This is a genomic window from Streptomyces sp. MA5143a, from assembly GCF_900290235.1.
Lineage (GTDB): Bacteria > Actinomycetota > Actinomycetes > Streptomycetales > Streptomycetaceae > Streptomyces.
Genome location: NZ_OLMK01000009.1, coordinates 73,465 through 99,099 on the forward strand (window position 1 = coordinate 73,465; position 25,635 = coordinate 99,099).

Here is a 25,635-nt window from a genome sequence, read left to right on the forward strand (position 1 = left end):
GGCACCACCCGGTCTGATCGTTGTCGGTCCTGCTGGTGGGCATGTCGAACTCTCCTTGATCGCAGGCGGCACCGGCGCCGGGGAGCGGACCACGACCGCTCCTGGTGGGGGCGCCCCCGTAGCGGGGCGCGGACCGGTGACCGTCTTTCCGCATGGCTGCGCGGTTCAGCCTCCGATGGCTTCCACTGGGCCCGATGTCATGGGTCCTCGCACCGTCGTCGTCGCGGCCGCCGCGACGGGCCGCCGCACCGCGGCCGGAGCGGGGCGTCGGCCCCGGTCGCCGCGGGTCTCGGCGACCACCGTGTCCACGACGGCGCGCAGGCCGTGGAGCTCGGCGATCCGGCGCAGCCGGTGCGCGGCGCTGCCCCGGGCGAGCGTCTCCGTCATGAGCATGCGCACCGTGTCCCAGTCGCCGCAGGCCTCCAGTGCCGGGCGCAGCCGCCGGAGCATGCCGCGCAGGACGACGGGGGCGGGCGCGGCCAGCCGGGTGTCCGGATCGACCAGCGGGCCCTCCATCCCCGTCCGGGCCGCCCGCCACGCCGCCGCCCGGAGCCACTCGTGCCGGCCGTCGCAGACCTGGTCCCTCCGCTCCACGCGGAGCCGCGCGTCCTCGACGAGGGCCCGGAACAGCCCGGCGACGAGCACGACCGTCTCGGTGCGCGGGCAGGCGTCGCAGATCCGCAGTTCCAGGGTCCGCTGGTGGTCGGAGGGCCGCAGGTCGTAATAGATCATTCCCGGGTCGCTGATCGCTCCGCCGCGGATCATGTCGGCGACGGAGGCGTCGTAGTCGGCGGCCGAGGGGAAGCAGCCGACCGTCCCGGCGGTGGGCCAGCGCTGCCACAGCATGGTGCGCCAGCTGGCGTACCCGGTGTCGGCACCCATCCAGAACGGGGAGCTGGCGGAGAGCGCCAGCAGTGGGGGCAGCCAGGGCGAGACGGCGCACATGATGCGGACGGCCGTGTCGCGGTCGGGGATGTCGACGTGGACCTGGGCGCTGCACACGAGGTGCTCGTCGGAGACCCGCCGGTACTCCTCGGCCATGGTCCGGTACCGCGGGTCGGGGGTGGGGTCACCCGGCGTCAGCCGTGCGAACGGCACGGTGCCGGCGGCGGCGACGGCCAGCCCGAGAGGGGAGGCCGCCGCGTCCAGCCGTCGCCGGGCTCCGGCCAGATCGGCGCGCAGGGCCTCCAGCGAGGTGTGCACCCGGCTGTTCCACTCGACGGCCGACCGTTGGAGCTCCGGCTTGAAGCCCGGTCTGCGCAGACGACCGAGGACCGCGTCTGCGCCCGGGACGAGTCGCCCGCTCTCCAGGTCCAGCACATGGAACTCTTCCTCAACGCCTACCCGAACGGCCACGATCTCTCCCTCTTCCGTTCCGAGATCGCCCGCCGGGCAGGGGACCCGCGGCGACCGTTGCGCCATGCGAGTTCCCGGCAAAAGCACAAATAAGCCTCAAGATATTGCACATCTGTCGTGTGCACTGAACGCATGAGCGGAGGCGGCCGGGATTCGTACGGTCCAGGAGACGGCTTCGTCAGCGGAAAGAGACGGAGGCGAGCGCCCCGAGTCCGGCGGCGCAGGTGAGGAGGACGCACGCGCAGGCGGTGTGGCGTCTGAGGAGTGAGCGCCGGAGGGCGGTGTACCGGGTCTCGTACTCCTCCCGGAGCTGCCCGGCGCGCTCCGCGGTGGTCAGCAGTATGTGGCGGGTGAGCTCCATGCGTCGGTGGAGGTAGTGAGCGGTGACGTCCTCCGCCTGGGCGGTGGTCAGCCACGGCATCCGGGTGCACAGGTCCTCCGCCTCGCGCCGGGCCTGCTCGCGGTGGGTGCGGGCGAGGAGGTACCCCTCGACCGTGTGGGCCGACGCGTCGTCGGGCCCGTGGTGAGGCCGGCCGTCGCGCTTCACCGCGGCCCGGCCTTGTGGCTCTCGGCGTCGACGGCGTCCCGCTTGCCCTCGTTCGCCTGCTGTTCGATCTGCGCGAGCCGCGGGTGGTGCAGATCGAAGGCGGGCGACTCGGAGCGGATCCGGGGCAGGGTGACGAAGTTGTGCCGCGGGGGCGGGCAGGAGGTCGCCCATTCCAGGGAGCGGCCGTAGCCCCAGGGGTCGTCGACCTCGACCTTCTTGCCGATCTTGGCGGTCTTCCAGACGTTGTAGAGGAACGGCAGGGTCGACAGGCCCAGCAGGAAGGAGCCGAGGGAGGAGAGGGTGTTGAGGGCGGTGAAGCCGTCGGCGGCGAGGTAGTCGGCGTACCGGCGGGGCATGCCCTCGGCGCCCAGCCAGTGCTGGACGAGGAAAGTGGTGTGGAAGCCGACGAAGAGGGTCCAGAAGTGGATCTTCTCCAGCCGGTGGTCGAGCATGGTGCCGGTCATCTTCGGCCACCAGAAACTGAAGCCGCCGAACATCGCGAAGACGATCGTGCCGAAGAGCACGTAGTGGAAGTGCGCCACGACGAAGTAGCTGTCGGTGACGTGGAAGTCCAGCGGGGGCGAGCCGAGGATCACGCCGGTCAGACCGCCGAAGAGGAATGTGACCAGGAAGCCCGCCGCCCACAGCATCGGTGGTTCGAACGACAGCGAGCCCTTCCACATGGTGCCGATCCAGTTGAAGAACTTCACTCCCGTGGGGACGGCGATCAGGTACGTCATGAAGGCGAAGAACGGCAGCAGCACCGCCCCCGTCGCGAACATGTGGTGCGCCCACACGGTCACCGACAGGCCGGTGATGGCGATGGTGGCGCCGACCAGGCCCATGTACCCGAAGATCGGCTTGCGGGCGAAGACCGGGATGATCTCGGTGATCACCCCGAAGAACGGCAGCGCCAGGATGTAGACCTCGGGATGGCCGAAGAACCAGAACAGGTGCTGCCAGAGGAGCGCCCCACCGTTCGCGGGGTCGAACACCTGCGCGCCGAACTTGCGGTCCGCCTCCAGCACCAGCAGCGCGGCGGCCAGCACCGGGAAGGCCAGCAGCACCAGAACCGACGTCAGCAGGACGTTCCAGGTGAAGACCGGCATCCGGAACATCGTCATACCGGGGGCGCGCATGCAGATGATGGTCGTGATGAAGTTGACCGCGCCGAGGATGGTCCCGAAACCGGACAGCGCCAGCCCCATGATCCACATGTCTCCGCCGACGTACGGGGTGCGCTCGCCGCCGCTGAGCGGGGTGTAGGCGGTCCAGCCGAAGTCGGCGGCGCCGTTGGTGGTGAAGACACCGCTGAGGACGATCAGGCCGCCGAGGAGGAACAGCCAGTACGAGAACATGTTCAGCCGCGGGAACGCCACGTCGGGTGCGCCGATCTGGAGCGGCATCACCGCGTTGGCGAAACCGGCGAACGTCGGCGTCGCGAACAGCAGCAGCATCACCGTGCCGTGCAGGGTGAACGCCTGGTTGTACTGCTCCTGGGAGAGGATCTGCAGCCCGGGCCGGGCCAGCTCCGCGCGGATCGCCATCGCGAGCATCCCGCCGATCAGGAAGAACCCGAACGACGTGATCAGATACAGGTGCCCGATCTTCTTGTGATCGGTCGTGGTCAGCCAGGAGACGACCACCTGCCCCTTGCTGCGGCGCTCCACCGCGGGGACCGGCGAGACCGGTTCGGTGGTGTGCGTGGCCATCGGAACCCTCAATCGGCAGTCGGGAGTACGGGCGGTTGCGGTGGCGCGGCCGGACCGGGAGGGGCCCCTTGTGGTGCCCGTCCTGGTCGTCACGCCGCGCGTAACCAGCCCAGCGGAAAGTAGTCGTGCCGTGCCGCACCCACGCCCCGAAAGCCGTGTTTCCGAGCTCAATGGCCGAATGATCCATCCCGTCGGGCGGGTCCCGCCCGACCGGCGTCCATTCCTGGCGACGCACCCGCGGGCCGTGCCGGCAAGCCGTGCTGGGGTGCCCTGACGCTTCTCGGGGTCGTCGGAGCAGAAACCCTCCCCGGCCGGCACCCGGTCGCCGTCCGCCGAGCGGGCAGTCGTGGTAGCCGGTGCTGTGGGCGTCGTCCCTCTACTCGATCACCCACACCCCCAGATGCTCGTCGAGGAAGAACTCGGCACAGCCGAGGTCGGCCCGGGCGACCTCCCGAGGTTCCGGCCCGCCGAGCGCTTGCCCGGGCGGGGGCACCGGCAGCCGACCGCTCATCGCCCGGGGGCCGTCGTCGCAGTGGTCCGGTCCCGCTCCCGACCGGCCGACCGCTGCGACAGTGCCAGCAGCAGCAACGACACGGCCGCCGAGCCCACCAGGACGACGCCCACGACGACATCCGTCACCTGGGTGCCGTCGAACGTCTCGGTCTGCTGGGTGTCGAGCACCCAGGGTGAGGCGATCATCCAGGCGCCCGCGGCGAGCACGGCCAGATCGGGCCACTTGCCGGGGTACCGGAGGAACCGGGTCACCGCGATGAGCAGCACGATGATCCCGACGGCCAACTCGTTGCGGTGCGCGTCCTTGGCCGTCTCGGGATAGCCGGAGATCCATGGAGCGACGAAGAGCACCAGCGCGCTGAGGACCAGCAAAAGCCCGATGATCTGCTGCCGTTGTGCCCGCATGAGTTTCAGCCGTGGACTGTCCTGCACGGGCCGCGCCGTGTCCGGCGCATGTGTGGTTGACATCGTGGGCCTCCCTCCGCCGGACTCCGACGCGTACCCGGATCGACGCCGCTGACGACCGCGCCCCGGCCGGTCGACGAGACAGGGACCCGCGGCCGAGGACGCCCGCGGTCGCTGCGGATCACGGATCCTCGCCGGCGCCGGTCCCGCACCTTCCGGACCATGAGAGCCTGGCCCGATCAAGATCGGTTCGATCCCGGGGGCACGCCATGACCATCAACCGGCCGGGACTGCCCGGTGACCTTCCGGCGGCCGAGGTGCTGTGGGCACGCTGGTCGCTCGTCGCCGTGCTGGAGGCCACCACGGCGGACGAGCGGGAGGGCCACCACCGCACGGGGACCTGGGTGGACGACGAGGGACTCCACCTGGACGACTCCGGCTGCACCTGGTGGACCCTCGAACAGCGGGGCGCTGGGCGGTACGTGCTCTTCGGCGAGGACGAGTCGAGCGGGGTCAAGTGGCACGAGCCGCCGGTCGACATGCTCGCCGGCGCCCCCGACTGGCTCCCGCACGAGTCGCTCCAGGACCTGCTGAAGGGCTGGCAGCTGGGCTGCGTGTACTGGTACGAGAACGGATCCTGGGCACGTGCCCCGTACCCGGCGACCCTGCGCGACGACGGACTCGACTGCGGCGTGAGCCGCTTCGTCGACCGGAAGGACGTACTGCGGACGATCGCCGACGAGGACCACGGCGCCCTGTCGGCCCACGACGCCGAGACCCTGCTGACCCACGCCGAGACCCACCGGCTCACCACCGACCTGCTGATGTCCCTCGTCAACGAACCCGACTGGCGTGAGCCGGACCGGCCCGCGATGACCCGAGCGCTGGAGCGCGCAGGTCTTGATCGGACACAGTAGCGATCACCCTCGTTTTGCCAGAGCGCCATACCTCCGATGTATAGAGGCATCTGGTCATCTGTATGCGGACGCCCAGGCGTCGAGGGCCAGTAAATGTACGGGTCATCGGATGAAGCCAGGTGAGAACTCTGGACAAGCGCGACCGTGATGCCTCTTAATACATCCGATGTCCAACGAGGTCACTTTGAGCTCGGCTGGGCACGCGCCGCCGCAGTCCGCTGTCGGTGTTGTGCACAGACAAGCGGCCAGCACCCCCGTGTCCCTCGCATCGCCAGGAGCCGCACCATGTCCTCCGCCCCGCTCAGCAGACGTTCCCTGATCAAGGCCGCCGCCCTCGCCGGCGGTGCAGTGGCATTCGGTCTTCCGCAGGCTCTGTGGCCCGCGACCGCCGAGGCCTACACCATGTCCTCGAAGATGGACTGGTGGTACCAGGCCCGCTTCGGGATGTTCATCCACTTCGGGTCATACTCGCACCTCGGTCAGGGCGAGTGGGCCTTCAGCTCGGGCTGGACCAAGTCCGACTGGCAGACGCAGGTCACCCAGGGGTTCAACCCGGTCAGCTTCAACGCCACCCAGATCGCCGATCTGGCCAAGAACGCCGGCATGAAGTACATCGTGATCACCGCCAAGCACCACGAGGGCTTCGGCATGTGGGACTCCAACGTCCCCAGCTTCACCGACACCACCGGCACCAAGCTGTACAACCTGCACGACTACATCGGCTTCCAGCGGGACCTGCTGGGCGAGCTGAAGGCCGCGTGCGACGCCCGGGGCATCAAGTTCTGCCTCTACTACTCGATCATGGACTGGAACCACCCCTCGCAGACCATCGACAGCCACTTCTCCACCATGTCGTCGATGACCGCCCGCACCAACTACATCAACGACATGAAGGCCCAGCTGACAGAGCTGATGAACGCCTACAACCCGGCCCTGCTGTGGTTCGACGGCGACTGGTGCGGCAACCCCTCCACGCCCACCCTCACCGACTGGTGGACCCAGGCCGACGGCCAGAGCCTGTACAACTGGCTGACCCAGACCTGGCCGAACGTCATCGTCAACGAACGCGTCAAGCGTGACCACGGCCTGGGCGACTACGCGGTCGCGGAGTTCGGCTTCCCCAGCGCGCCGATGGACCGGCAGTGGGAGTACTGCGCCACCATGAACGGCGCATGGGGCTACAACAAGTGGTTCAACGATTACAAATCGACCCAGTACTTCATCCAGGAGTTGGTCACCTGCGTCTCCCGGGACGGCAACTACCTGCTCAACATCGGCCCCGACGGCGGCTTCAACGCCGACGGCACCGCGAACGACGGCCACGTCACCCAGGGATCCCTGAACATTCTGAACGGCCTCGCCTCCTGGATGGCGACCAACTCCGACAGCGTCCACGGCACCAGCGGCAGCCCCTTCGCCACCGAGCCTTCCTGGGGCAGGATCACCAAGAAGAGCGGCAAGCTCTTCGCCCACGTCTTCACCTGGCCCACGAACGGCACTCTGCAGATCCCCGCCGTGTACAACACGATCAATCGCATCTACCTGATGAACAACCCCTCCGTCTCGCTCAGCTACTCGGTCAGCGGCGGCCAGATCAACGTCCAGGTGCCCACGAGCGCGCCCGACGCGAACGACTCCGTGGTCTGCGTCGAGGTCAACGGCATGCCGGCCGTCCTCGCGGGCGGCGTCTACACGTTCGTCTGCGCCCAGAGCGGCAAGGCCCTCGACAACGCCAACACCACCGCCGACGGCAACCAGGTCGTCCAGTGGACCCTCAACAGCGGCCCCACCCAGCAGTGGAAGGTCACCGACCTGGGCCACGGCTACTACAAGCTGGTCTCCGTCCGCAGCGGCAAGGCACTCGACAACAACAACAGCACCTCCGACAACACGACAGTGGTGCAGCGGACCGACAACAGCAGCTGGCAGTGGCAGCAGCAGTGGGCCGTCACCTCGGTCGGCAACGGCAAATACCACCTCGTCAACCGGGCCAGCGGCAAGGCGCTGGACAACGCCAACACCACCAGTGAGGGCAACCCGGTCATCCAGTGGACCTCCAACACCGGCACCCCGCAGATCTGGAACGCGACCAAGGTCGGCTGAGCACCCCGCACCATGACTGACCGGGCCGGTCGGGACCGCGACCGGCCCGGTCGGTGCGCCCCGAGCGGCGGCCCCACCCGGCTGTCACATCGAGGCCGACGACCTGGGCACCTACGTCGTGAAGCTCCCACGCGCTCCCCAGGACTGCCGAGACTCCTGTCATAGGCACGCTGAGTGACAGTCACGGCGACAGACCGACGTCCGGTGCTCCGTAGGATCGCGGGCTGCTCCGGGTGCTGCCGGCCGCGTTCACGCGGGAGGTCGCTCGCCCGCACCGATACGCCGCTCAGCGTGACCTGTGCGAACGGCGGTCCGGGCGGCGTGGGCTTCGGCACGCGCCGCGAACAGGTCCACGTGGGCAATCGGAGGGAAACCGGTTCGGCCCACAGGGCGGTCGGGAGGGTATCCAGAAGTTCGCCAGTGCCGATGCACGACGCTGTAGTTCTCGCGTGGCTGATTCGGGGTGTGCGCACAAGGGCATGGAAGGGCAACCGTCATGAATGTCGGGGAGTTCGTGGCCGAACTGAACGCGGCCGGAGTGGCGATGTACGAGGAGGGGGGAAGGCTTCGCTATCGCGCGCCGAAAGGGGCGATGACACCGGAGCGGCTGGAAACGCTCAAGGCCCACCGCGACGCCGTCCTCGCCCTGTTGCGCGCCGAAGAGTACGGGGCCGCCGTCGTCGCCGACCCGGCGTCGGCCCATGAACCTTTTCCGCTCACCGACGTTCAGGCGGCCTACCTGCTCGGGCGGAGCGAGGCGTTCGAGTACGGTGGCGTGGCTTGCCATGGCTACCTCGAGATCGCTCTCCCGCAATGGGGTGCCGCGCGGGTCGAGGAGGCGTGGAACGAGCTGATCCGGCGTCATCCCATGTTGCGTGCCGTGGTCTCGGCCGAGGGGTACCAGCGCGTGCTCGCGGAGGTCCCGCACTACGACGTTCGTCACGAGGATCTGCGTGGCGTCGCCGACGAGGCGTGTACGCGCGCCCTGGAGGCCACCCGGGGTGAGATGTCCCACCAGGTGCGACAGACCGACCAGTGGCCCCTGTTCGACGTCCGCGTCAGCGAGACCGACGAGGCCCTGCTCCTGCACGTGGCCGTCGACCTGTTGATCTGCGACTACAGCAGCATCCGGCTGCTGCTCGCGGAGCTGGGAGCCCTGTGTACGGGTACTGAGCGGGCCGAGCCGCTCGACGCCACGTTCCGCGACTACGTCCTCGCCGCGAACCGGGTCCGCGAGGGTGACCGCTATCGGCGGGACCGCGACTACTGGTGGTCCCGGATCGACGACCTGTCGGCTGCCCCCGACCTGCCGCTGCGCACCGACTCCCTCAGTGCCCCGCCGCGCTTCACCCGGCACGGGCTGAGGCTGAGCCCTGCGCAGTGGGAGACACTGACCCGACGCTCCACCGAAGCGGGCGTGACCGTCTCCGGTGTCCTCCTGCATGCCTTCGCCGAGACCGTCGGCCGCTGGAGCAGGCACCCTCGCTTCACCCTGAGCCTCACCGTGCAGAACCGGCTTCCGCTGCATCCCGACACCGACCGCGTCATTGGCGACTTCAGCTCCACGAGCCTGCTCTCCGTGGACCTCGCCGAAGACACGACACTCGTCGACCGCATGAGGACCGTCCAGGCCCGCCTCTGGGAGGACATGGACCACCGGCTCTGCTCGGGCGTCGAGGTGCTGCGGGAACTGGCCCGCCGTCGCGGCCGCGCCGAAGCCCTGCTGCCTGTGACTTTCACCAGCACCGTCGGCGGTGGCTCCGCGGGGGCGGAGACCGTGTCCTCGCTGATGCCCGGGGGCGAACTCGTTCACGGCATCACGCAGACCCCCCAGGTGTGGATCGACTGCCAGGTCATGGAGGACGGCGGCGGTCTCCTCGCCCACTGGGACGTCCGCGAGGGAGTCTTCCCCGACGGCATGGTCGACGACATGTTCGCCGCCTTCTCCCACCTCGTGACACGGCTGGTCGACACCTCCGAGGTCTGGCAGGACGTCGACCCGCTGGCTCTCCCTGCCCGGCAGACGCAGTGGGTGGCCGACGCCAACGACACCACGGCCCCGCGCCGCCATCAGCTCCTGCACACCGCGGTCGTCGAGCAGGCGGAGCGCACCCCCGACCGGACCGCGGTCGTCACCTCCTCGCGAAGCCTCAGCTACGCCGAGCTCCTCGGCGCGGCACGGGCCGTGGCCGACGCCGTCCTCGAAACCGGCGTACGGCCGGGCCAGCGCGTGGGCATCGTGATGGAGAAGGGCTGGGAGCAGGTCGTCGCCGTCCTCGGCGTGCTGCTCGCCGACGGCGCCTACCTGCCCGTGGACACCACCCAGCCGGCGCTCCGCCGCAACGCCGTGCTGACCGACGCCGAGGCGCACCTCGTGCTCACCCAGTCCGCCCTACTGCCCTCCCTGGACCTCCCGGCGGGCATGCGAACGGTCGCCGTCGACGACCTGGCCCCCGTCGACCCGCGCGACCACACCGCCCTGAGACACCAGGCGGTTCCCGAGGACCTCGCCTACGTCATCTACACCTCGGGCTCCACCGGAACGCCCAAGGGCGTGATGATCAGTCATGCCGCCGCGCTCAACACCATCGACGACATCAACGCCCGGTTCTCGGTCACCTCCGACGACCGCGTGCTCGGCCTGGCCCAGCTCGGCTTCGACCTGTCGGTGTACGACGTCTTCGGTCCCCTCTCGACCGGTGGCGCGCTCGTCCTGCCCGACGCCGCACGGCGCGGCGATCCCGGGCACTGGGCGGAACTGCTCGCGGAACACGCCGTCACCGTGTGGAACTCCGTGCCCGCTCAGATGCAAATGCTGGAGGAGTACCTCCGTACCTCACCCGGTGTGGACGTCTCCCGGCTGCGACTGGCGATGCTCTCGGGTGACTGGATACCCGTCACCCTCCCCGACGCCATCCGGCGCCGCGTTCCGGGGCTGAACGTCGTGAGCCTCGGCGGCGCCACGGAGGCGGCCATCTGGTCGATCTACCACCCCGTCACCACGGTCGACGCGGGCGCGCGCAGCATCCCGTACGGCAAGCCCCTGGCCAACCAGCGCTTCCACGTCCTCGACACGTCCCTGCGGGAATGCCCGATCCACGTCACCGGCGAGCTGTACATCGCCGGAGCCGGCCTCGCACTTGGGTACCTCGGGGACGCCGAGCGCTCCGCCGAGCGGTTCGTGACGCACCCGGTCACCGGCGAACGGCTCTACCGCACGGGAGACATGGGCCGGCGACTGGACGATGGCGAGATCGAGTTCCTGGGCCGCGTCGACCGCCAGGTGAAGCTCAATGGCCACCGCGTCGAGCTGGCTGAGGTGGAGGCGGCGCTCCAGACCCACCCTGCCGTGGAGGCCCCCGCGGCCACCGTCCAGGGGGAGGGCACCGCGCGCCGACTCGTGGCCTTCGCCGAGCCCGTACGGACCGACGCACCCGAACTGCCGGCCGCACTGAAGGACAAGGCGGCAGCGGGCGTCACTGAGGCCATCCGCGCCGTTGAGGCGGCCGAGGTGACTGAGATGGTCGAGCTGCTCGACGTCTCCGCGCTTCAGTCGATGGCCGTCCTCTTCCGGTCCTGCGGGCTCTTCCCGGATGGCAACGCCGAGCACACCGCAGAGGAGATCATCGAAGCGGTGGGCGCGGCCCCCGAGAACCACTACCTCGTACTGCGCTGGCTGACCGCCCTGGAGCAAGAGGGCCGGGTGGTCCTGGACGCGGACACCGGCCGTTTCCGCGAGCTGTGGGAGGACTCGTCGGGGGAGCACGAGGCCGTCCTCGACCGGATCGACGCGCTCGAGCCCCGGATCCGCTGGGGAGCCGAACTCGTCCGCTACCACCGGGTCTCCGAGCGGCACCTCGCCCCGCTCGTGCGCAACGAGATCGACCTCAAGACGCTGCTCTTCCCCGAAGGGCGTCTGGATACCGCCGAGGCGGCCTACCGCGACAACCTGATCAGCCGCCACAACAACGCGGTCGTGGTGGCCGCGCTGCGTGAGATCGCCCAGCAGCACAGCGGCCCCGAGCCGCTCCGGCTCCTGGAGATCGGCGCGGGCGTGGGTGGCACGAGCACGGTCCTGGTGCCTGAGCTCGACGGTCTGGGCGTCGACTACTTGTTCACCGACCTGTCCCACTTCTTCCTCACCGCGGCCCAGGAGAACTTCCAGGACTTCCCCTGGGTCCGCTACGGCCTGTTCGACCTCAACCGCGACTACCGCGCCCAGGGCCTCGCACCGAACTCGTTCGACGTGATCCTGCTGGCCAACGTCCTGCACAACTCCGTGCACGCCGAGCGTGTCCTCTCCCGACTGCGGGAGCTGCTCGCGCCCGGCGGCTGGTTGGTCTTCATCGAGGCGACCCGCGACGCTTACCACGTCATGACCTCCATGGAGTTCAACGCGGGCCTCCACGGGTTCGAGGACGAGCGCCGGGAGACCGGGCAAACCTTCTTCGGACGAGAACAGTGGCTGCGGATGCTCCGCGAGGCCGGTGCCGAGGTCGCCTTCTGCCTGCCGGAGAACGACAGTCCGCTGTCCCGCATCGGCCAGCACGTCTTCGCCTCCCGGTTCAAGGCCGACCGGACCCGGCTTCGGCCCGAGGCACTCCTCGACCATCTACGCGCCCGGGTTCCGTCGTACATGGTTCCGGCCGAGCTCCAGGTCGTGGACCACATACCCCTCACCGGCAACGGCAAGGTCGACCGCGCCCACCTCGACGCATGGACCGCCTCCGCGGCGCAGGGGCGGGTCGACGAGGGCGGCGACGCGCCGCGCGCCGGGATGGAGCAGACCCTGGCCGAGCTCTGGACCGACGTGCTGCCGGTCACCTTCGTCAGTCGCGACGCCAACTTCTTCGACCTTGGCGGCGACTCACTCCTCGTGGCACGGCTCGTCACCAAGATGCGGGAACGGTTACCGGAGGCCGCCAACCTGGAGTGGGACGACCTGCTGCGTCTGGTGATGAACCGGCCGACCGTGGCGGCGCTCGCCAAGCACCTCGGCGCCACGCGCGGAGGAGACCCCGGCCTCGCAGGAGCGGCCGCCGCCTCCCCTCTGGTCCGGCTCAGCGACGGCGCCGCCGGTGCGGCGGCCACCGCCACCCGAGTCCTGGTGCACGACGGGACCGGTACCCTCATTCCGTACCGTGCGGTGATCCGGGAGCTGGGGGACCGGCTGCCTCTGGCGGGTCTCGTCGTCGACGACATCGAGGCGTTCCTGAAGGCGGACCCGCGCACTCAGGTCGCGGAGCTCGCCGAGCGGCACGCCGAGGCCCTGCTCGCCGAAGGACTCGGGAAGGTCCACCTCGTCGGCTACTGCATGGGCGGTCTGCTGGTGCCCGAACTCGCCCGGCGACTGACCGCCGCCGGCGCCGAGGTGACCGGCCTCACCGTCATCAGCAGTTACCGGGTGCCGTACCTCGTCGAGGACGACCTGCTGGCCGAGTACATCTTCGCCCGCCTCATGCGAGCGGACTTGGTCGGACTCGGCTACCCCCGGGACGAGTCGGCGACGCGGGATCTCGTGCGGGCGACCACCGAGCACTTCGCCAACACGGTGCCGCAGGGCAGCCTCGTTGACCGGCCGGAGTCGGACCTGACCGGCCCTGGACGGGAGGCACTGCGGGCCTTCCGGGCGCTCGCCGAGCGGCCCCAGACGGATCGGCTGCGCGCGATCGGCGCCTCGATGCCGGTGGAGGACGCCGAACTCCGCTCGGAGGAGCGACTGTCCCGGCTGTACCGCATCGTCAAGCACAGCCTGGTCTCCGTCGCCTCGCACGAGGCGATGCCCTGTGACCTGCCGGCGACGTTCGTCCGCCAGACGGGCGAGGCCGAGATCTTCCCCGGCATGCACCGTGACATGACGGAGTACTGGCAGCAGGTGTGCGGTGAGGGACTGCGCGTCGTGGACGTGCCCGGTGACCATTTCACCTGTGTCCAGACGCCGAACGCCGAGGCTGTGGCGCGCGCGCTGCTCGCGGAGGAGGGCGGCCGGTGAGCGGCGAAGCGCCCCTGATCGGCATTCTCGGCGGGTACGGGGCGGTCGGCGCGGCCGCTGCCCGCGCCCTCGCGGCGGAGGGAGAGTTCCGGCTCCGGATCGGCGGCCGGAACTCCGAGGCGGCGGCGCGCTGCGCCGCCGCCCTCGGCGGGCCGGCCGAGGTGAGGGAGGTCGACGCCCGGTCCGACGCGAGCCTCGAACGGTTCGCCCAGGGCTGTGACGTGCTGCTCCACTGCGCGGGCCCTGCCTATGAGCTGGCCGGCCGCCCCCGCCGGGCAGCGGCCGCCGCGGGGGCCGACTACGTTGACGTCATGGACGGCTGCGGTCCCGGCCCCGCCCCGGCGGGCGAACGTACGGCGATCCTGTCGGCCGGGCTCGCGCCAGGCCTGTCGGGGCTGCTGCCCCGGCTCCTGGCGGACGAGTGGCACCCTCAGGGGGCCGCTCGGTTCACCGGGTACTACGTCTCGCTCGGTGCGTTCACCCGGACCGGTGCCATCGACTACCTGCTCAGCCTGGACCGTGGATACGGTACGCCGCGCGCTCAGTGGCGAGACGGGCGTGTGGTGCACGGCGCCCTGCGAGGGGTGGAGGAGCGCGTGGTGGCGGGCGTGCCGCACCCGGTCACCGCGTACCCCTATCTCACCCAGGAGCTGGTGGGCCAGGCCCGCGCCCTGGGACTGGCAGAGGCCCGCTGGTACAACGCTTTCGACGGCAGCCATCTGCTTGCCGCGCTGAACCGCTACCGCGTCGGCGACGACCGGGCGGGCGATCTGGAGGCACAGGCCGACGGCGTGGTGCGGGCCAGCACGCTCGACGCCCTGGGCCGATCCCCCTACCACGTGCTGTGTGGCGTGCTCGAGTTCTCGGGGCCCGATGGCGCCCCGGTGCGGCGCTGGGCGGTGATCCGCGGCGAGGACGGCTCGGCGATGACCGGCGTGGTGGGCGCGGTCGCGGCCCGGGAGGTGGCCCGGGGACGGGTCCCCCGTGGTGTGCACCGGGCGGCACAGTTGCTGTCGGCCCGAGGCGTCCTGGACGCGCTGCGGCGGCACCTGCCCGGCACGGTCGTCACCCTCGGCGGGGGAACGCCGGGCGACGGTCTCGCCTGCGACGGGCCTTCCGCCGGCGTACGTGCCGGGGACGCCGCCCCGGCCGACCTCGTCATGGAGGAAGGCGTGCTCTGACATGTCCCAGGAGAGGGACGACGGCGTGGCGGGCTTCCGGCCCGCACGCCGTCATCTCGGTGGTCAGTGACGTCAGACCGGATCGCACATCAACTGCTGGCCTACCGGGGCGAGTTCGACGCCGAAGTCCTTCAGCCGGTGGAGGTTGTCACGGATGACCGCGGCTCCCTCGTCCAGGTCGGTGTAGTCGACAGGAGCCATGCCCACCCGCTCCAGGCACTTCTCCACCGCGATGTTCGTCGAGTGGTCGTGGCGGGGCATCAGCCAGTGCTGGTAGTCGTGCTGCCAGAGACTGAGCACCGCCTTGTCGTTGGTGAGCCGAACCTTGTCGAGGGTCTCCTTCTGCAACTGCGCGGCCTGCGCGCTGTTCATGCCGAGGTGGGACCAGGGCGAGGCGGGATCGGTCGGGTCGTCCGCGACGATCTGCAGTTCCTCCCGGTCCTGCCAGAGCGGCATGGTCTCGTCGGTGATGGAGAACTTGGACAGCGCGTAGTGCCCGGAGTACTCCTGGAGGAGGTAGTCCTGTGTGTCCTGGAACATTCCGGGGTCCTCGCCCGGGTACCCGACGATGAAGAGGCCGTAGTACGACAGCCCGCTCTGACTGAGCAGTTCGACGGCCCGGCGGTTCTGCTTCACCGAGACCCGCTTGCTCATCCTCTTCAGCGTGCCGTCGTTCATCGACTCGAAACCGATGTGCAGCTGGAAGCAGTGCGAGGCCTTGAGGCCTGCCACAAGCTCCGCCGAGTTGAGCGTGTTGGCGCGGCTGAACCCCTCCCACCTTGGCACACCCGAATCCGGGAGGATTTCCAGCAGTCGGCGCAGTCGGGTCGGCGGAATGGTGAAGGTCGAATCCATCGCCGAGATGATGTCCGCGCCGTTCTGGTCGGCATAGGCGATCCAGTCGTCACGAATCTTCTCGGCGGATTTGAATCGCCATTTGGGTGAAGCGGCGGGGAACGAACAGAATTTGCAGTCGAACGGACAGCCCCGCATGGACTCGTAGGGAACGATCGGCTGGTTGCCGAGCACGCGCGGCGAGGGGAAGTCGTCGATGTCGACGTACTCGGTGGGGTTGATGCGGATGTTGTCCCCGTCGCGCCACACGAGGTTCGGTACGGAGCTCAGTTCGCCTCGACCCGCCAGGGCGTCCAGGGTCTTGGGCAGGGCGATCTCACCGTCGCCGCGGACCACCGCGACGATCTCCGGGAAGTCGCGCATGGTCTGCATGAACTTGAGGTTGGTGAACTGTCCGCCGGCCACGATCCGCGTTCCGGGGAGGTTCTCCCGCACCCATCGGACGGCCGAGCCCAGGATGGGGCCGTTCCAGATGTACGTGGTCGACAGGAGTACCACGTCCACGTCGCTCTCGGGCGCCTTCGCGCGCCCCTCCCACACGTCGGCCAGGTCGAGGCGCTGGAAGCTGTGGCCGCTGTTCTCCAGGATCGACACAAGGGTGACCGTTGTGAGATGCGGTGTTGTGGTCGAACGGGGCCTGAGCAGGGCGTACTCCCGCCCGTGCTGGGTGAAGGCGAGCCGCCCCAGATCCAGGTTCGCTCTTCCGGCCCTGCGGAGCATTTCCCTGGCCGCATCGGACGGATTCGCCGTGAAAAGCGATCCCTCCAGATAGGGCGAATTGAGGTTTGCGGGCCCGAGCCCGCTCAGAAGTAGAAAGCGCACGCGTCTCAGCTCTCCCATGGTGAGGTCATGGCCGCCGCTGACGGGGCCCACGCGATCGTTTCAGGCCACTTCTGGGCATCGTCTGGACGGATTCTCCGCGCGGTGAATCTGCCGTCGGAGTACGCGCCGAGGGCCCAGGAGGTGGCCCGAGGGTGCTTCTCGTGACGCTTGCGAGGCCCGTTCTTATACGTGTAAAGTTATTGACGTCTTCATGGATCTTGCCGTCCGGTCGTGGCAGTGCTGCCCGCTCCCGGGCCGGACGGCCGCGCCCGAAAGGTGGGGAATCCCATGGCCACGGCAGAGGGTCTGCACAGCCGTGCCGACGGCGGGGAGGTGGTCGACGGCGACGCAGCCGACAGCGATCCGGGCGGTCCGGCCGCGACCTCCAGGCAGGTACTCCTGCGATTGCTCCGCCCCTACCGCACCAGCCTCGTCGCCGTCTTCGTCCTCCAGATCGTCAGCTCTCTCGCCGGGCTCGCACCGCTGATCGCAGTGGTCGAACTCGGCCGTGTGCTGCTCACGCCCGGTCCGGTGGACCACGACGCGGCCTGGCCGGCCGTCTGGATCGGCGTCGCCGGTCTGCTCGTCCGCGTCGTGCTCGCCGCGGCATCCGGCGGCATCGCGCATCTCGTCGACGGACGGCTCCAGCTGTCGTTGCGGCGGCTGCTCGCCGAGCGTCTGGGCAAGGTGCCGCTCGGCTGGTACTCCCGTCGCAGCTCCGGCGAGATCAACGGTGTGGTGCAGGGCGACGTCGACCAACTGCACCACCTGATCGCCCACGCGCCCGTCGAGGCCACCTCCGCCGTCGTCGTCCCGCTCGCCTCGTTCGTGTACCTCGCCTGGGTGGACTGGCGTCTGACCCTCGTCGCGCTCGTGCCGGTCCTCCTCGGCCTGTTGCTCCAGCGCCTCCTTCAGAGCGAGGACCGGCAGCGCGAAGGCCGCAAGATGGGTGAGGCCATGGGGCGTATCGGCGCCGCCTCCGTGGAGTTCGTCGAAGGCATCTCGGTCGTCAAAACCTTCGGCGGCGGCGGGCAGGCACACCGGCGTTACCGCAAGGCCGCCGACGACTTCGCCGACTTCTTCCTCACCTACGTGGCCGGCGCCGCCGGCCTCGCTTCGCTGGCCGCGCTGGTCCTCTCCCCGCCGTTCGTCCTGCTGCTCGTCTTCGCGGGCGGTACGGCCCTGATTGCCGCCGACGCCATGCCGCCCGCCGACCTGCTGCCGTTCCCGCTGCTCGCCGTCGCGCTGACCGCGCCCATCGCCGCGCTCGGCCACGGCCTGGACAACGTGCACGCCGCCGAGCGGTCCGCCGAGCGGATCCGGGCGATGCTGAACGTACCGCCGCTGCCGGAGCCAGCCAGTCCGGCTGAACCGCACGGCGACCGTGTGGAGTTCCGTGGCGTCGGATTCGCCTACGACTCCGGCCGCCCAGTGCTACAGGGCATCGACCTGGTCCTCGAACCGGGCACCACCACGGCGCTCGTCGGCCCCTCGGGAGCCGGAAAGTCCACTCTGGCCCAACTGGTCCCGCGTTTCTCCGATCCGACCAGCGGTACCGTGCTTCTCGGTGGTGTCGACGTGCGCGCCATCGCGAGCGAGCAGTTGTACCGCCATGTCTCGTTCGTCCTTCAGGACGTCCGGCTGCTGCGCGCCGGCATCGCCGAGAACATCGCCCTTGCCGTGCCGGAGGCTGACCGCGCCGCCGTCGAGCGGGCGGCACGCGCCGCGGGCATCCATGAGCGCATCCAGGAGATGCCCCGCGGATACGACTCCGTGATCGGCGAAGACGTGGGTCTCTCCGGTGGTGAGGCACAGCGCCTGTCCATCGCCAGGGCCCTGCTCGTGGACGCCCCTGTGCTCGTCCTCGACGAGGCCATGTCCTTCGCCGATGCCAAGACCGAGGCCGAGATCCGCGCCGCCCTCGGGAACCTCGTCCGGGGCCGTACACAACTGGTGATCGCCCACCGTCTGGAGACCGTCGCCCGGGCCGACCGGATCGTCGTCCTGGAGGGCGGGCGGATTGTGGAGAGCGGTACCTACCGCGAACTGCTCGACATGAACGGGAAGTTCGCCGCCATGTGGCGTGCCCAGCGCGCGCGTGCCGGCCAGAAGAGGGAGATCCACCGATGATCAGGCTGCTGCTCCGGGTCCTGGGTGAGCGGCACTCGGGTCCCCTGCGCCGTACGGTCGCGCTGATGTCGGTCTGCGCCGTCGTGGAGGGCCTGTCCTACGCACTGCTCATTCCGCTGCTGCGGACCCTGCTCGACGGCGACGCGCAGGACGCCTGGCCATGGCTCGCCGCCTTCGCCGTGGCCGTTCTCGTCACCTCGGTGCTCGGCTACTTCAGCGACAAGTCCGGGTTCCGCACCGGCGGTGAGCTTTCCCGAGGCCTGCACCACCGTCTCGGCGACCATCTCGCCGGACTGCCGCTCGGCTGGTTCACCCGCGGCCGGGTCGGGGACGTCTCCGGGCTCACCAGTCGGAGCGTGATGGAGGTCATGTCGGTACCGGCCCACCGACTGAGGCCCCTGATCAACGCTACGTTGATCCCGCTGTCCGTGGTTGTGGTGCTCTTCTTCTTCGACTGGCGCCTAGCCCTCGCAGGTCTCGTCGCCGTACCTGTCATCACCGGCGTGCAGCGCTGGACCTCGAAGGCCACCGCACGCCAGGACGCCGAGCGGGCACGCAGCAGCGACGAGGCCGCCGGCCGCGTCGTGGAGTTCGTCCGCGCCCAGCCGGTGCTGCGCGCCGGCGGCCGTACGGGTGAGCGCTTCGGCCTCCTGGACGACGCCCTGCACCAGCAGTGGCGCAGCGGCCGGCGCGCGGCCCTCAGCGGCGTGCCCGGCATGCTCGGTCTCACCTTCTCCGTGCAGGCCGTTTTCACCGCCGTCCTCGCCCTCGGCGTCTACCTGACGCTGGACGGGAGCCTCGGCGCCCCGGAACTGCTGGCGATCATGGTTCTGGCGGCGCGCTGCGTCGAACCCTTGTTGTCCCTCGCCGACCTGGGCGGCATCATGCGCGTCTCCCGAGGCGAACTGGAGCGCATCGATGCCGTCCTGACCGAGCCCCCGCTGCCGCGCGCCGAGCGGCCGGCGATCCCGGCCCACGACGGAGTCGAGCTGACGGAGGTCAGTTTCCAGCGCGGCGACCGCCGTGTGCTCGACGGGCTCTCCCTGAAGGCCGAGCCGGGCCGACGAGTCGCTGTCGTCGGATCGTCGGGCGCCGGCAAGAGCACGCTGCTTCAGCTCGTCGCCCGCTTCCACGACGTCGACTCCGGTGTGGTGCGTCTCGGCGGTGTGGACGTACGGGACATCGACAGCGAGGAGCTGATGTCCCGGCTGTCCATGGTCTTCCAGGACGTCTACCTCTTCGAGGGCACCATCGAGGACAACGTCCGGGTCGGCCGGCCCGACGCCACAGCCGAGGAAGTGCGGGCCGCGGCCGTCGCGGCGTCCCTGGACGAGGTGGTCGACCGGCTTCCCGACGGCTGGGACACCCAGGTCGGGGAGGGCGGCGCCGCGCTGTCCGGAGGCGAGCGGCAGCGGGTCTCCATCGCCCGGGCCCTGCTGAAGGACGCCCCGGTGCTGCTGCTCGACGAGGCCACCTCGGCCCTCGACCCGGAGAGCGAGGCATCCGTCCAGGAAGGCCTCGACCGGCTCATGGCGGGCCGTACGGTCATCATGGTCGCCCACCGCCTCAGCACGGTCGAGAACGCCGATCTGATCGTCTTCCTGGAGGACGGCCGCATCGTGGAGCAGGGCACCCACGAGGAACTCGTCCTGCACGGCGGCCGTTACGCCGAATTCTGGAGAATCGCCGCCCACGCGGCGGCATGAAGCACGATGACGAGTGCTCGCTCGTCGGACACGACACACGGGGGTAGGGATGTCACGCACCACGCCAGGGCAGCCGGTCGATCTCCGCAAGGAGGTCGCCGCGCTGCTGGGGGTCGAATTAGGGCCCGAACACGACGACGCGAACCTCTTCGAACTGGGCTTGCAGTCGATCCAGTTGATGAGTCTGGTGAATCGGATGAACCGCTCCGGCGCGGGCGTGGACTTCACCGAGATGGCCCAGGACCCACGGCTCTGCGTCTGGTACGCACTGCTCGCCTCGCGTGAGGCGGCGCGCGGCGCGGCCCGCGAAGAGGCCCCCGGGGCGCAGCCGGAGCCCGCGGCCGGCGCGTCCGACCCCGTCGACGCGCATGCGCCCTTCCCGCTGACACCCGTCCAGCAGGCCTACTGGATCGGCCGTGGCACCGACCGGCCGCTCGGTGGCGTCGGCTGCCACGCCTATCTGGAGATCGACACGCGGGAAGTGGTGGTGGACCGGCTGGAACGGGCCGTGCGGGCTCTCCTCCGCCGCCACCCCATGCTCCGCGCCTCGTTCGCCGACGACGGAACGCAACGCATGGGCGAGAGCGTCACGTGGCCGGGTCTGACGGTCCACGATCTCACGGACCTGCCGGCCGACACCGCCGAGGAGGCCCTGCTGGAACTGCGGGAACGTCTCTCCCACCGGGTGCTCGACGTCGCCCGGGGCGAGGTCTTCGACGTCCAGCTCAGCCTCCGCCCCGCAGGGGTCCAACGCGTTCACATCAACGCCGATCTGCTGGTCGCCGACGTGCACAGCATCCGCCTGCTCCTGTCCGATCTGGCGGCGCTCTACGCCGACCCGGCGGGCGTCGCCGAAGTGCGGTACACCTTCCCCCAGTACATCGCGGACACCGCTGCCCAGCAGGCGGTCAAGCGTGAGCGCGCGCGGGAGTACTGGCAGCGACGCCTGCCCGAGCTTCCCGGCGGGCCCGCGCTCCCGTTGGCGGCGGATCCCGGCGAGATCGGAGTGCCCCGCTTCGTACGGCGAGAGCACACTCTGAGTCCCGAGGAGTGGACGGCCCTTCAGCGTAGGGCCGGCGAGCACGGTCTCACCCCGGCCGTGTTGCTGGTCACCGCATTCTCCGAGATCCTCATGCGATGGAGCGGACAGCAGCGGTTCCTGCTCAACATCCCGCTGTTCGACCGTGATCAGGGCGTGCACCCCGACATCGAGCGCATCGTGGCCGACTTCACCAGCCTGCTGCTGCTCGACGTCGACCTGTCCGGTGCCGACGGCTTCGCCGACCGCGCTCGCGCCATCCAGCTGCGCCTGCATGACGACGTCGGTCATGCCGCGTACACCGGTGTCGACGTGCTGCGCGACTTCGTCCGCACCGACACCGGAACCCCGCGTACGGCGCCCGTGGTCTTCGCCTGCAACCTCGATGCCCCTCTGGTGCCCGACGACTGCGCCGCCCGGTTCGGCGAGCTGTCCTGGATGGTTTCCCAGACCCCGCAGGTCTGGCTCGACCACCAGGTGTACGGCACCCGCGAGGGTGGCCTGCTACTGGCCTGGGACGCCGTCGAGGAGCTCTTCCCCGAGGGCGTGATCGACACGATGTTCACCGCGTACACCGGGCTGTTGCAACGCCTGGCAACCACCGACTGGAACATCCCCCCAGACATACCCCTGCCCGAGTCTCAGTTCCGATGTCGCGCCGAGGTGAACTCCGTGACCCGGCGGGAGAGCGGTCGCCTTCTGCACCAGGCGTTCTTCGAGCGGGCGGCCGGCCGGGCGGACGAGCCCGCGCTGCTCTGGGGGGAGGATGGCCGTCTCAGCCACGGCGAACTGGCGGACCGCGCGCTGCGCGTGGCCGGTGCGCTCGCCGCACGGGGGGTAGGGCCGGGCAGCCCGGTCGTCGTCACCGCTCCCAAGGGGCCCGACCAGATCGCGGCGGTGCTCGGCATTCTCGCGGCGGGCGGTACGTACGTCCCGGTCGGCGTCGACCAGCCGGCCGAGCGCAGGGACCGCATTCATGCGCTCAGCGGCTGCGTGCTCGTCCTGGACGCTACCGGGGCGGTGCCGTCACCAGGCTCCGCGACCCCCCTCCTGTCCCTCGCCGAGGCCTTCCGGGCGGCCCCGCTGGGCGCCCCTGTGGAGGTCTCCGTCGACGCGACGGCGTACGTGATCTTCACCTCCGGCTCGACCGGGACGCCCAAGGGCGTCGAGGTCAGCCATCGCGCCGCGGTCAACACCGTGGAGGACATCGACGAGCGGTACGGAGTGGGGCCCGAGGACCGTGTCCTCGCCGTCTCCGCGTTGGACTTCGACCTCTCGGTGTGGGACGTCTTCGGCCCGCTCGCCGAGGGCGGCGCCCTCGTGCTGGTCGACGAGGCCGACCGGCGCGACGCCCACCGCTGGTTGTCCCTCTGCGAGCGTCACGCCGTCACCGTGTGGAACTCCGTGCCCGCGCTGATGGACATGCTCCTCGCTGCGGCCGACGGGGCGTCGCTTCCGGGATCCCTGCGCCTCGCGCTGCTCTCGGGCGACTGGATCGGCCTCGACCTGCCCGGGCGTCTGGAGCGCGCGACGGACGGCCGGTGCCGGCTGGTCGCCCTCGGCGGCGCCACCGAGGCCGCCATCTGGTCCAACGCCCACGAGGTCACCGCCGTGCCCCCGCAGTGGCGGTCCATCCCGTACGGCAAGCCGCTGGCCAACCAGCGGTTCCGGGTGGTCGACCCGCACGGCCGGGACTGCCCGGATTGGGTGCCGGGAGAGCTGTGGATCGGCGGCACCGGCGTGGCGCAGGGCTATCGAGGCGACCCTGAGCTGACGAAAGAACGGTTCCCCCGTGCGTCCGACGGCCGTTGGTACCGCACCGGCGACCAGGGACGCTACTGGCCGGACGGCACGCTCGAGTTCCTGGGACGCATCGACCACCAGGTCAAGATCAACGGATTCCGCGTCGAGCTGGGCGAGATCGAGTCCGTTCTCCGGACGCACCCCGCCGTCTCGCACGTCCTCGCCGCCGTCGTCGGTGACCGGACGGGGGAGATCGCGGCGGCCTTCCTGCCCGTCCCGGCCCATGCCCCGGAGCCGGTCCTCGGCCCGGCCGTGGTCTCCACGTCGCACAGCGCCGCCGGTGGAGGAGGGGCGTTTCATGAGCTGGAAGCGGAGCTGACCGAGACGCTGCTCGCCGCTCTGTTGGACTCCCTTCTCGGCGCGGAGGACCGGCCCGTCGAGGTAGACGCGCTGCCCGTGGCGGAGGCGGGACGCGGACAGCTGGAATCGTGGCTGGAATTCCTGCGGGAACGCCAGGTCCTGAACCGCTCGGCCGGGATCGTGACCCGCGGCCCCCGCTGGGCCGCGGTCCGCGATGGAGAACGGGCCGCCGCGCTGCGCGGCCGGATCTCCGGCACCTGCCTCCAGCCGGTCGTGGATGGCTGGGCCGGCGCGACACCCCTGCTGACGGCGGTGCTCGCCGGAACGGCTGACATCGAGGCCCTGGCCGACGACCCCGTCCTGTCTCCGGACGGGCTCGCGCTTCAACTGCCCGGTGCCGTGGCCTGCCTGGACGCCGTCGCACAGGACGTGGAGGTCCTGTGCGCCGACGGCGACCAGCCGCTCGACATCGCCGAGTGGGCGGGTGCGGGCGGTCGGGGCGCTGCCGCACTGCTGGAGCGGATCAAGCCCGGCACGGTCGACTACACGCTGCTCGACCCTCAGGCGTCACGGATCGCGGCCGCCGAGGTCAGGCTCGCCGGTTCCGGGCACCAGGTGCGGACCGCCCGCCAGGACGCTTTCGCCGTACCCGAGTCGAGACTCGCCGCCTTCGACGTGCTCGTGGCGAACGACGCCCTGGGCCGGGAGCCGGACCCGGAAGCCGCCGCGCGGGCGCTGGCACTGCTGGGCAGGCCGGGCAGCCGACTGTTCGTCGTCGCGCGGGAGCAGGTCTCCCCGCTGGCGATCGCGACGGTGCCCACCCCGTCTGCCGCGGCCGACCTGACACGATGGCTGCGGGCCTTGGAACGGGCGGGGTTCTCCGGCGCCGAGGTGTCCAGGCGAGAACCCGACGGCGTGGCTCTGATCGCCGCGAGGCGTCCCGAACCGGAGCTCACCGAGCACGCCGCCGACCCGGCGACGATACGGTCCTGGCTCGCCGACCGGCTCCCCGCACATATGATCCCCGGCTCCCTTGTCGGCCTGGCCGAGCTGCCGCTGAGCGCCAACGGCAAGGTGGACCGGCGGCAGGTCGAACGGGCCCTGGGTGAAGCCGTCGCCCCGGCGCAGGGCGTCGACGACCCCCCGCGGGGCCACCTGGAGGAGGCGGTGGCTGAGGTCTGGGCACGCGTCCTCGGCGCACCCGTGACCGCCCGGGGCGCCGGATTCTTCGCCCTCGGCGGGGACAGCCTGACGGCGACCCGTCTGGTGGCCGCCATCCGCGGCTCGCTGGGCGTCGAGTTGCCGATGCGCGATGTCCTGCGGGCCCCGACCGTGGCTGGAATGGCCGCGCTTGTGCGTGAGTCGAGGGCAGCGCGCGGCCTGGACCCGGACGGCGACCCGATGGGAGTGGTGGGCATTTCGACCGACGAGTTCGAGGAGGGCGAGCTGTGATGTCGACGGACCGCCGGTCGTCCTCCCCGCTGCGCGTGTTCTCACCACGGACGCACGCGCGGGCCCGGCTGATCTGCTTTCCGCACGCCGGCGGCGCCGCCGGCGGGTACCGCAGCTGGTCCCTGGACGCCCCGTGGGACATCGAAGTGTGCGCGGTGCAGTATGCCGGCCGCGGCGACCGCTTCGACGAATCGGCGGCCACGGACATGGAGAGCCTGCTGGACGACCTCGTCCCAGCGCTGACCCGGGCGTGTACCGGCGACGAGCTCGCTTCCGCCGTGTTCTTCGGGCACAGCATGGGCGCGGCCGTGGCTTACGAGGCCGCACGCAGGCTCGCCGTCACCGGCCGTCCGCCGGCGGCGCTCGTCGTCTCCGGCCAGCCTGCCCCTGGGCGCACCCGGGGCGGCGGCACCCTCCACCGCGCCACCGACGGGGAACTCCTAGCGGACCTGGAGAGGCTCGGAGGCACCGCCCGGGATGTCATGGACAACAGCGCCCTGCTGGACGCCCTGTTGCCGGCCATCCGCAGCGACTATCGGCTCATCGAGACCTACCGGCCCCTGCCCGGTGGCACGCTGAGCATCCCGGTGACCGTGGTGTACGCCGACGACGACCCGGAGGTCACCGCGGACGAGGCCGCCGCCTGGAGCGAGGTCACCGCCGGGCCCTGCGAGGTGGAGGCCTTCACGGGAGGCCACTTCTATCTGGAGACCAGGCGCACGACCGTACTCCCGCGCGTCTTCGGGGCGGTTCGGGCGGCGCTGCCCGAGAACGCCACCGCCTGGCCGTCCACCCCGTGACG

Annotated in this window: 14 protein-coding genes; 8 read left to right on the forward strand and 6 right to left on the reverse strand. The window is 70.3% G+C overall.

What is annotated here, in order from left to right; all coding sequences use genetic code 11:
• Positions 1-165: 165 nt before the first annotated feature.
• The 5 genes from SMA5143A_RS02960 to SMA5143A_RS02975 all read right to left on the reverse strand — a co-directional run bounded on the left by SMA5143A_RS02960 (position 166) and on the right by SMA5143A_RS02975 (position 4,596).
• Positions 166-1,356, reverse strand: coding sequence for a carboxylate-amine ligase (locus tag SMA5143A_RS02960; protein WP_258193253.1), 1,191 nt, complete (start codon positions 1,354-1,356; stop codon positions 166-168).
• A 178-nt stretch (positions 1,357-1,534) separates the two neighbouring features.
• Complete coding sequence (locus SMA5143A_RS02965) at positions 1,535-1,903, reverse strand: hypothetical protein (protein WP_107461250.1); 369 nt, start codon at positions 1,901-1,903, stop codon at positions 1,535-1,537.
• Positions 1,900-3,615, reverse strand: coding sequence for an aa3-type cytochrome oxidase subunit I (gene ctaD / locus SMA5143A_RS02970; RefSeq protein ID WP_107461251.1), 1,716 nt, complete (start codon positions 3,613-3,615; stop codon positions 1,900-1,902). The genes SMA5143A_RS02965 and ctaD overlap by 4 nt, the downstream gene beginning before the upstream one ends.
• A gap of 376 nt (positions 3,616-3,991) precedes the next feature.
• A complete protein-coding gene (locus tag SMA5143A_RS43680; protein WP_258193254.1) occupies positions 3,992-4,126 on the reverse strand; it encodes a hypothetical protein in 135 nt (44 codons plus the stop codon).
• Complete coding sequence (locus SMA5143A_RS02975) at positions 4,123-4,596, reverse strand: SPW repeat domain-containing protein (RefSeq protein WP_107461252.1); 474 nt, start codon at positions 4,594-4,596, stop codon at positions 4,123-4,125. The genes SMA5143A_RS43680 and SMA5143A_RS02975 overlap by 4 nt, the downstream gene beginning before the upstream one ends.
• A gap of 206 nt (positions 4,597-4,802) precedes the next feature.
• On the opposite strand from SMA5143A_RS02975, the gene SMA5143A_RS02980 reads away from it, so the two are divergent.
• From SMA5143A_RS02980 to SMA5143A_RS02995, 4 genes are all read left to right on the forward strand, one after another.
• Positions 4,803-5,450: a hypothetical protein gene (locus tag SMA5143A_RS02980; RefSeq protein ID WP_107461253.1), complete on the forward strand. Its 648-nt coding sequence runs from the start codon at positions 4,803-4,805 to the stop codon at positions 5,448-5,450.
• A gap of 285 nt (positions 5,451-5,735) precedes the next feature.
• A complete protein-coding gene (locus tag SMA5143A_RS02985) occupies positions 5,736-7,553 on the forward strand; it encodes an alpha-L-fucosidase (protein ID WP_107461254.1) in 1,818 nt (605 codons plus the stop codon).
• A 496-nt stretch (positions 7,554-8,049) separates the two neighbouring features.
• Positions 8,050-13,545, forward strand: a complete 5,496-nt coding sequence (locus tag SMA5143A_RS02990; protein ID WP_107461255.1) for a non-ribosomal peptide synthetase — start codon at positions 8,050-8,052, stop codon at positions 13,543-13,545.
• The gene (locus tag SMA5143A_RS02995; RefSeq protein WP_146193876.1) at positions 13,542-14,726 is read left to right on the forward strand and encodes a saccharopine dehydrogenase NADP-binding domain-containing protein; all 1,185 of its coding nucleotides are present in this window, start codon (positions 13,542-13,544) and stop codon (positions 14,724-14,726) included. Before SMA5143A_RS02990 ends, SMA5143A_RS02995 begins: the two co-directional genes overlap by 4 nt.
• A gap of 72 nt (positions 14,727-14,798) precedes the next feature.
• Here SMA5143A_RS02995 and SMA5143A_RS03000 read toward each other — a convergent pair whose 3' ends face one another.
• On the reverse strand, positions 14,799-16,175 hold the full coding sequence (locus tag SMA5143A_RS03000; protein ID WP_181361693.1) for a B12-binding domain-containing radical SAM protein: 1,377 nt from the start codon (positions 16,173-16,175) through the stop codon (positions 14,799-14,801).
• A gap of 516 nt (positions 16,176-16,691) precedes the next feature.
• On the opposite strand from SMA5143A_RS03000, the gene SMA5143A_RS03005 reads away from it, so the two are divergent.
• From SMA5143A_RS03005 to SMA5143A_RS03020, 4 genes are read left to right on the forward strand one after another with little or no spacing between them, the layout of a single operon-like run.
• On the forward strand, positions 16,692-18,533 hold the full coding sequence (locus SMA5143A_RS03005) for an ABC transporter ATP-binding protein (protein WP_107461258.1): 1,842 nt from the start codon (positions 16,692-16,694) through the stop codon (positions 18,531-18,533).
• Complete coding sequence (locus tag SMA5143A_RS03010) at positions 18,530-20,239, forward strand: ABC transporter ATP-binding protein (RefSeq protein WP_107461259.1); 1,710 nt, start codon at positions 18,530-18,532, stop codon at positions 20,237-20,239. Before SMA5143A_RS03005 ends, SMA5143A_RS03010 begins: the two co-directional genes overlap by 4 nt.
• 49 nt (positions 20,240-20,288) lie before the next feature.
• Complete coding sequence (locus tag SMA5143A_RS03015) at positions 20,289-24,833, forward strand: non-ribosomal peptide synthetase (protein ID WP_107461260.1); 4,545 nt, start codon at positions 20,289-20,291, stop codon at positions 24,831-24,833.
• Positions 24,833-25,633, forward strand: coding sequence for a thioesterase II family protein (locus SMA5143A_RS03020; RefSeq protein WP_107461261.1), 801 nt, complete (start codon positions 24,833-24,835; stop codon positions 25,631-25,633). The genes SMA5143A_RS03015 and SMA5143A_RS03020 overlap by 1 nt, the downstream gene beginning before the upstream one ends.
• The last annotated feature ends 2 nt before the right edge of the window (positions 25,634-25,635 follow it).

Bases quoted from the DNA above. Each gene is read 5' to 3' on its own strand.
- ctaD (WP_107461251.1), bottom strand. From the start codon at position 3,615: ATGGCCACGCACACCACCGAACCGGTCTCGCCGGTCCCCGCGGTGGAG.
- SMA5143A_RS43680 (WP_258193254.1), bottom strand. From the start codon at position 4,126: ATGAGCGGTCGGCTGCCGGTGCCCCCGCCCGGGCAAGCGCTCGGCGGG.
- SMA5143A_RS02975 (WP_107461252.1), bottom strand. From the start codon at position 4,596: ATGTCAACCACACATGCGCCGGACACGGCGCGGCCCGTGCAGGACAGT.
- SMA5143A_RS02980 (WP_107461253.1), top strand. From the start codon at position 4,803: ATGACCATCAACCGGCCGGGACTGCCCGGTGACCTTCCGGCGGCCGAG.
- SMA5143A_RS02985 (WP_107461254.1), top strand. From the start codon at position 5,736: ATGTCCTCCGCCCCGCTCAGCAGACGTTCCCTGATCAAGGCCGCCGCC.
- SMA5143A_RS02990 (WP_107461255.1), top strand. From the start codon at position 8,050: ATGAATGTCGGGGAGTTCGTGGCCGAACTGAACGCGGCCGGAGTGGCG.
- SMA5143A_RS03005 (WP_107461258.1), top strand. From the start codon at position 16,692: ATGGCCACGGCAGAGGGTCTGCACAGCCGTGCCGACGGCGGGGAGGTG.
- SMA5143A_RS03010 (WP_107461259.1), top strand. From the start codon at position 18,530: ATGATCAGGCTGCTGCTCCGGGTCCTGGGTGAGCGGCACTCGGGTCCC.
- SMA5143A_RS03015 (WP_107461260.1), top strand. From the start codon at position 20,289: ATGTCACGCACCACGCCAGGGCAGCCGGTCGATCTCCGCAAGGAGGTC.
- SMA5143A_RS03020 (WP_107461261.1), top strand. From the start codon at position 24,833: ATGTCGACGGACCGCCGGTCGTCCTCCCCGCTGCGCGTGTTCTCACCA.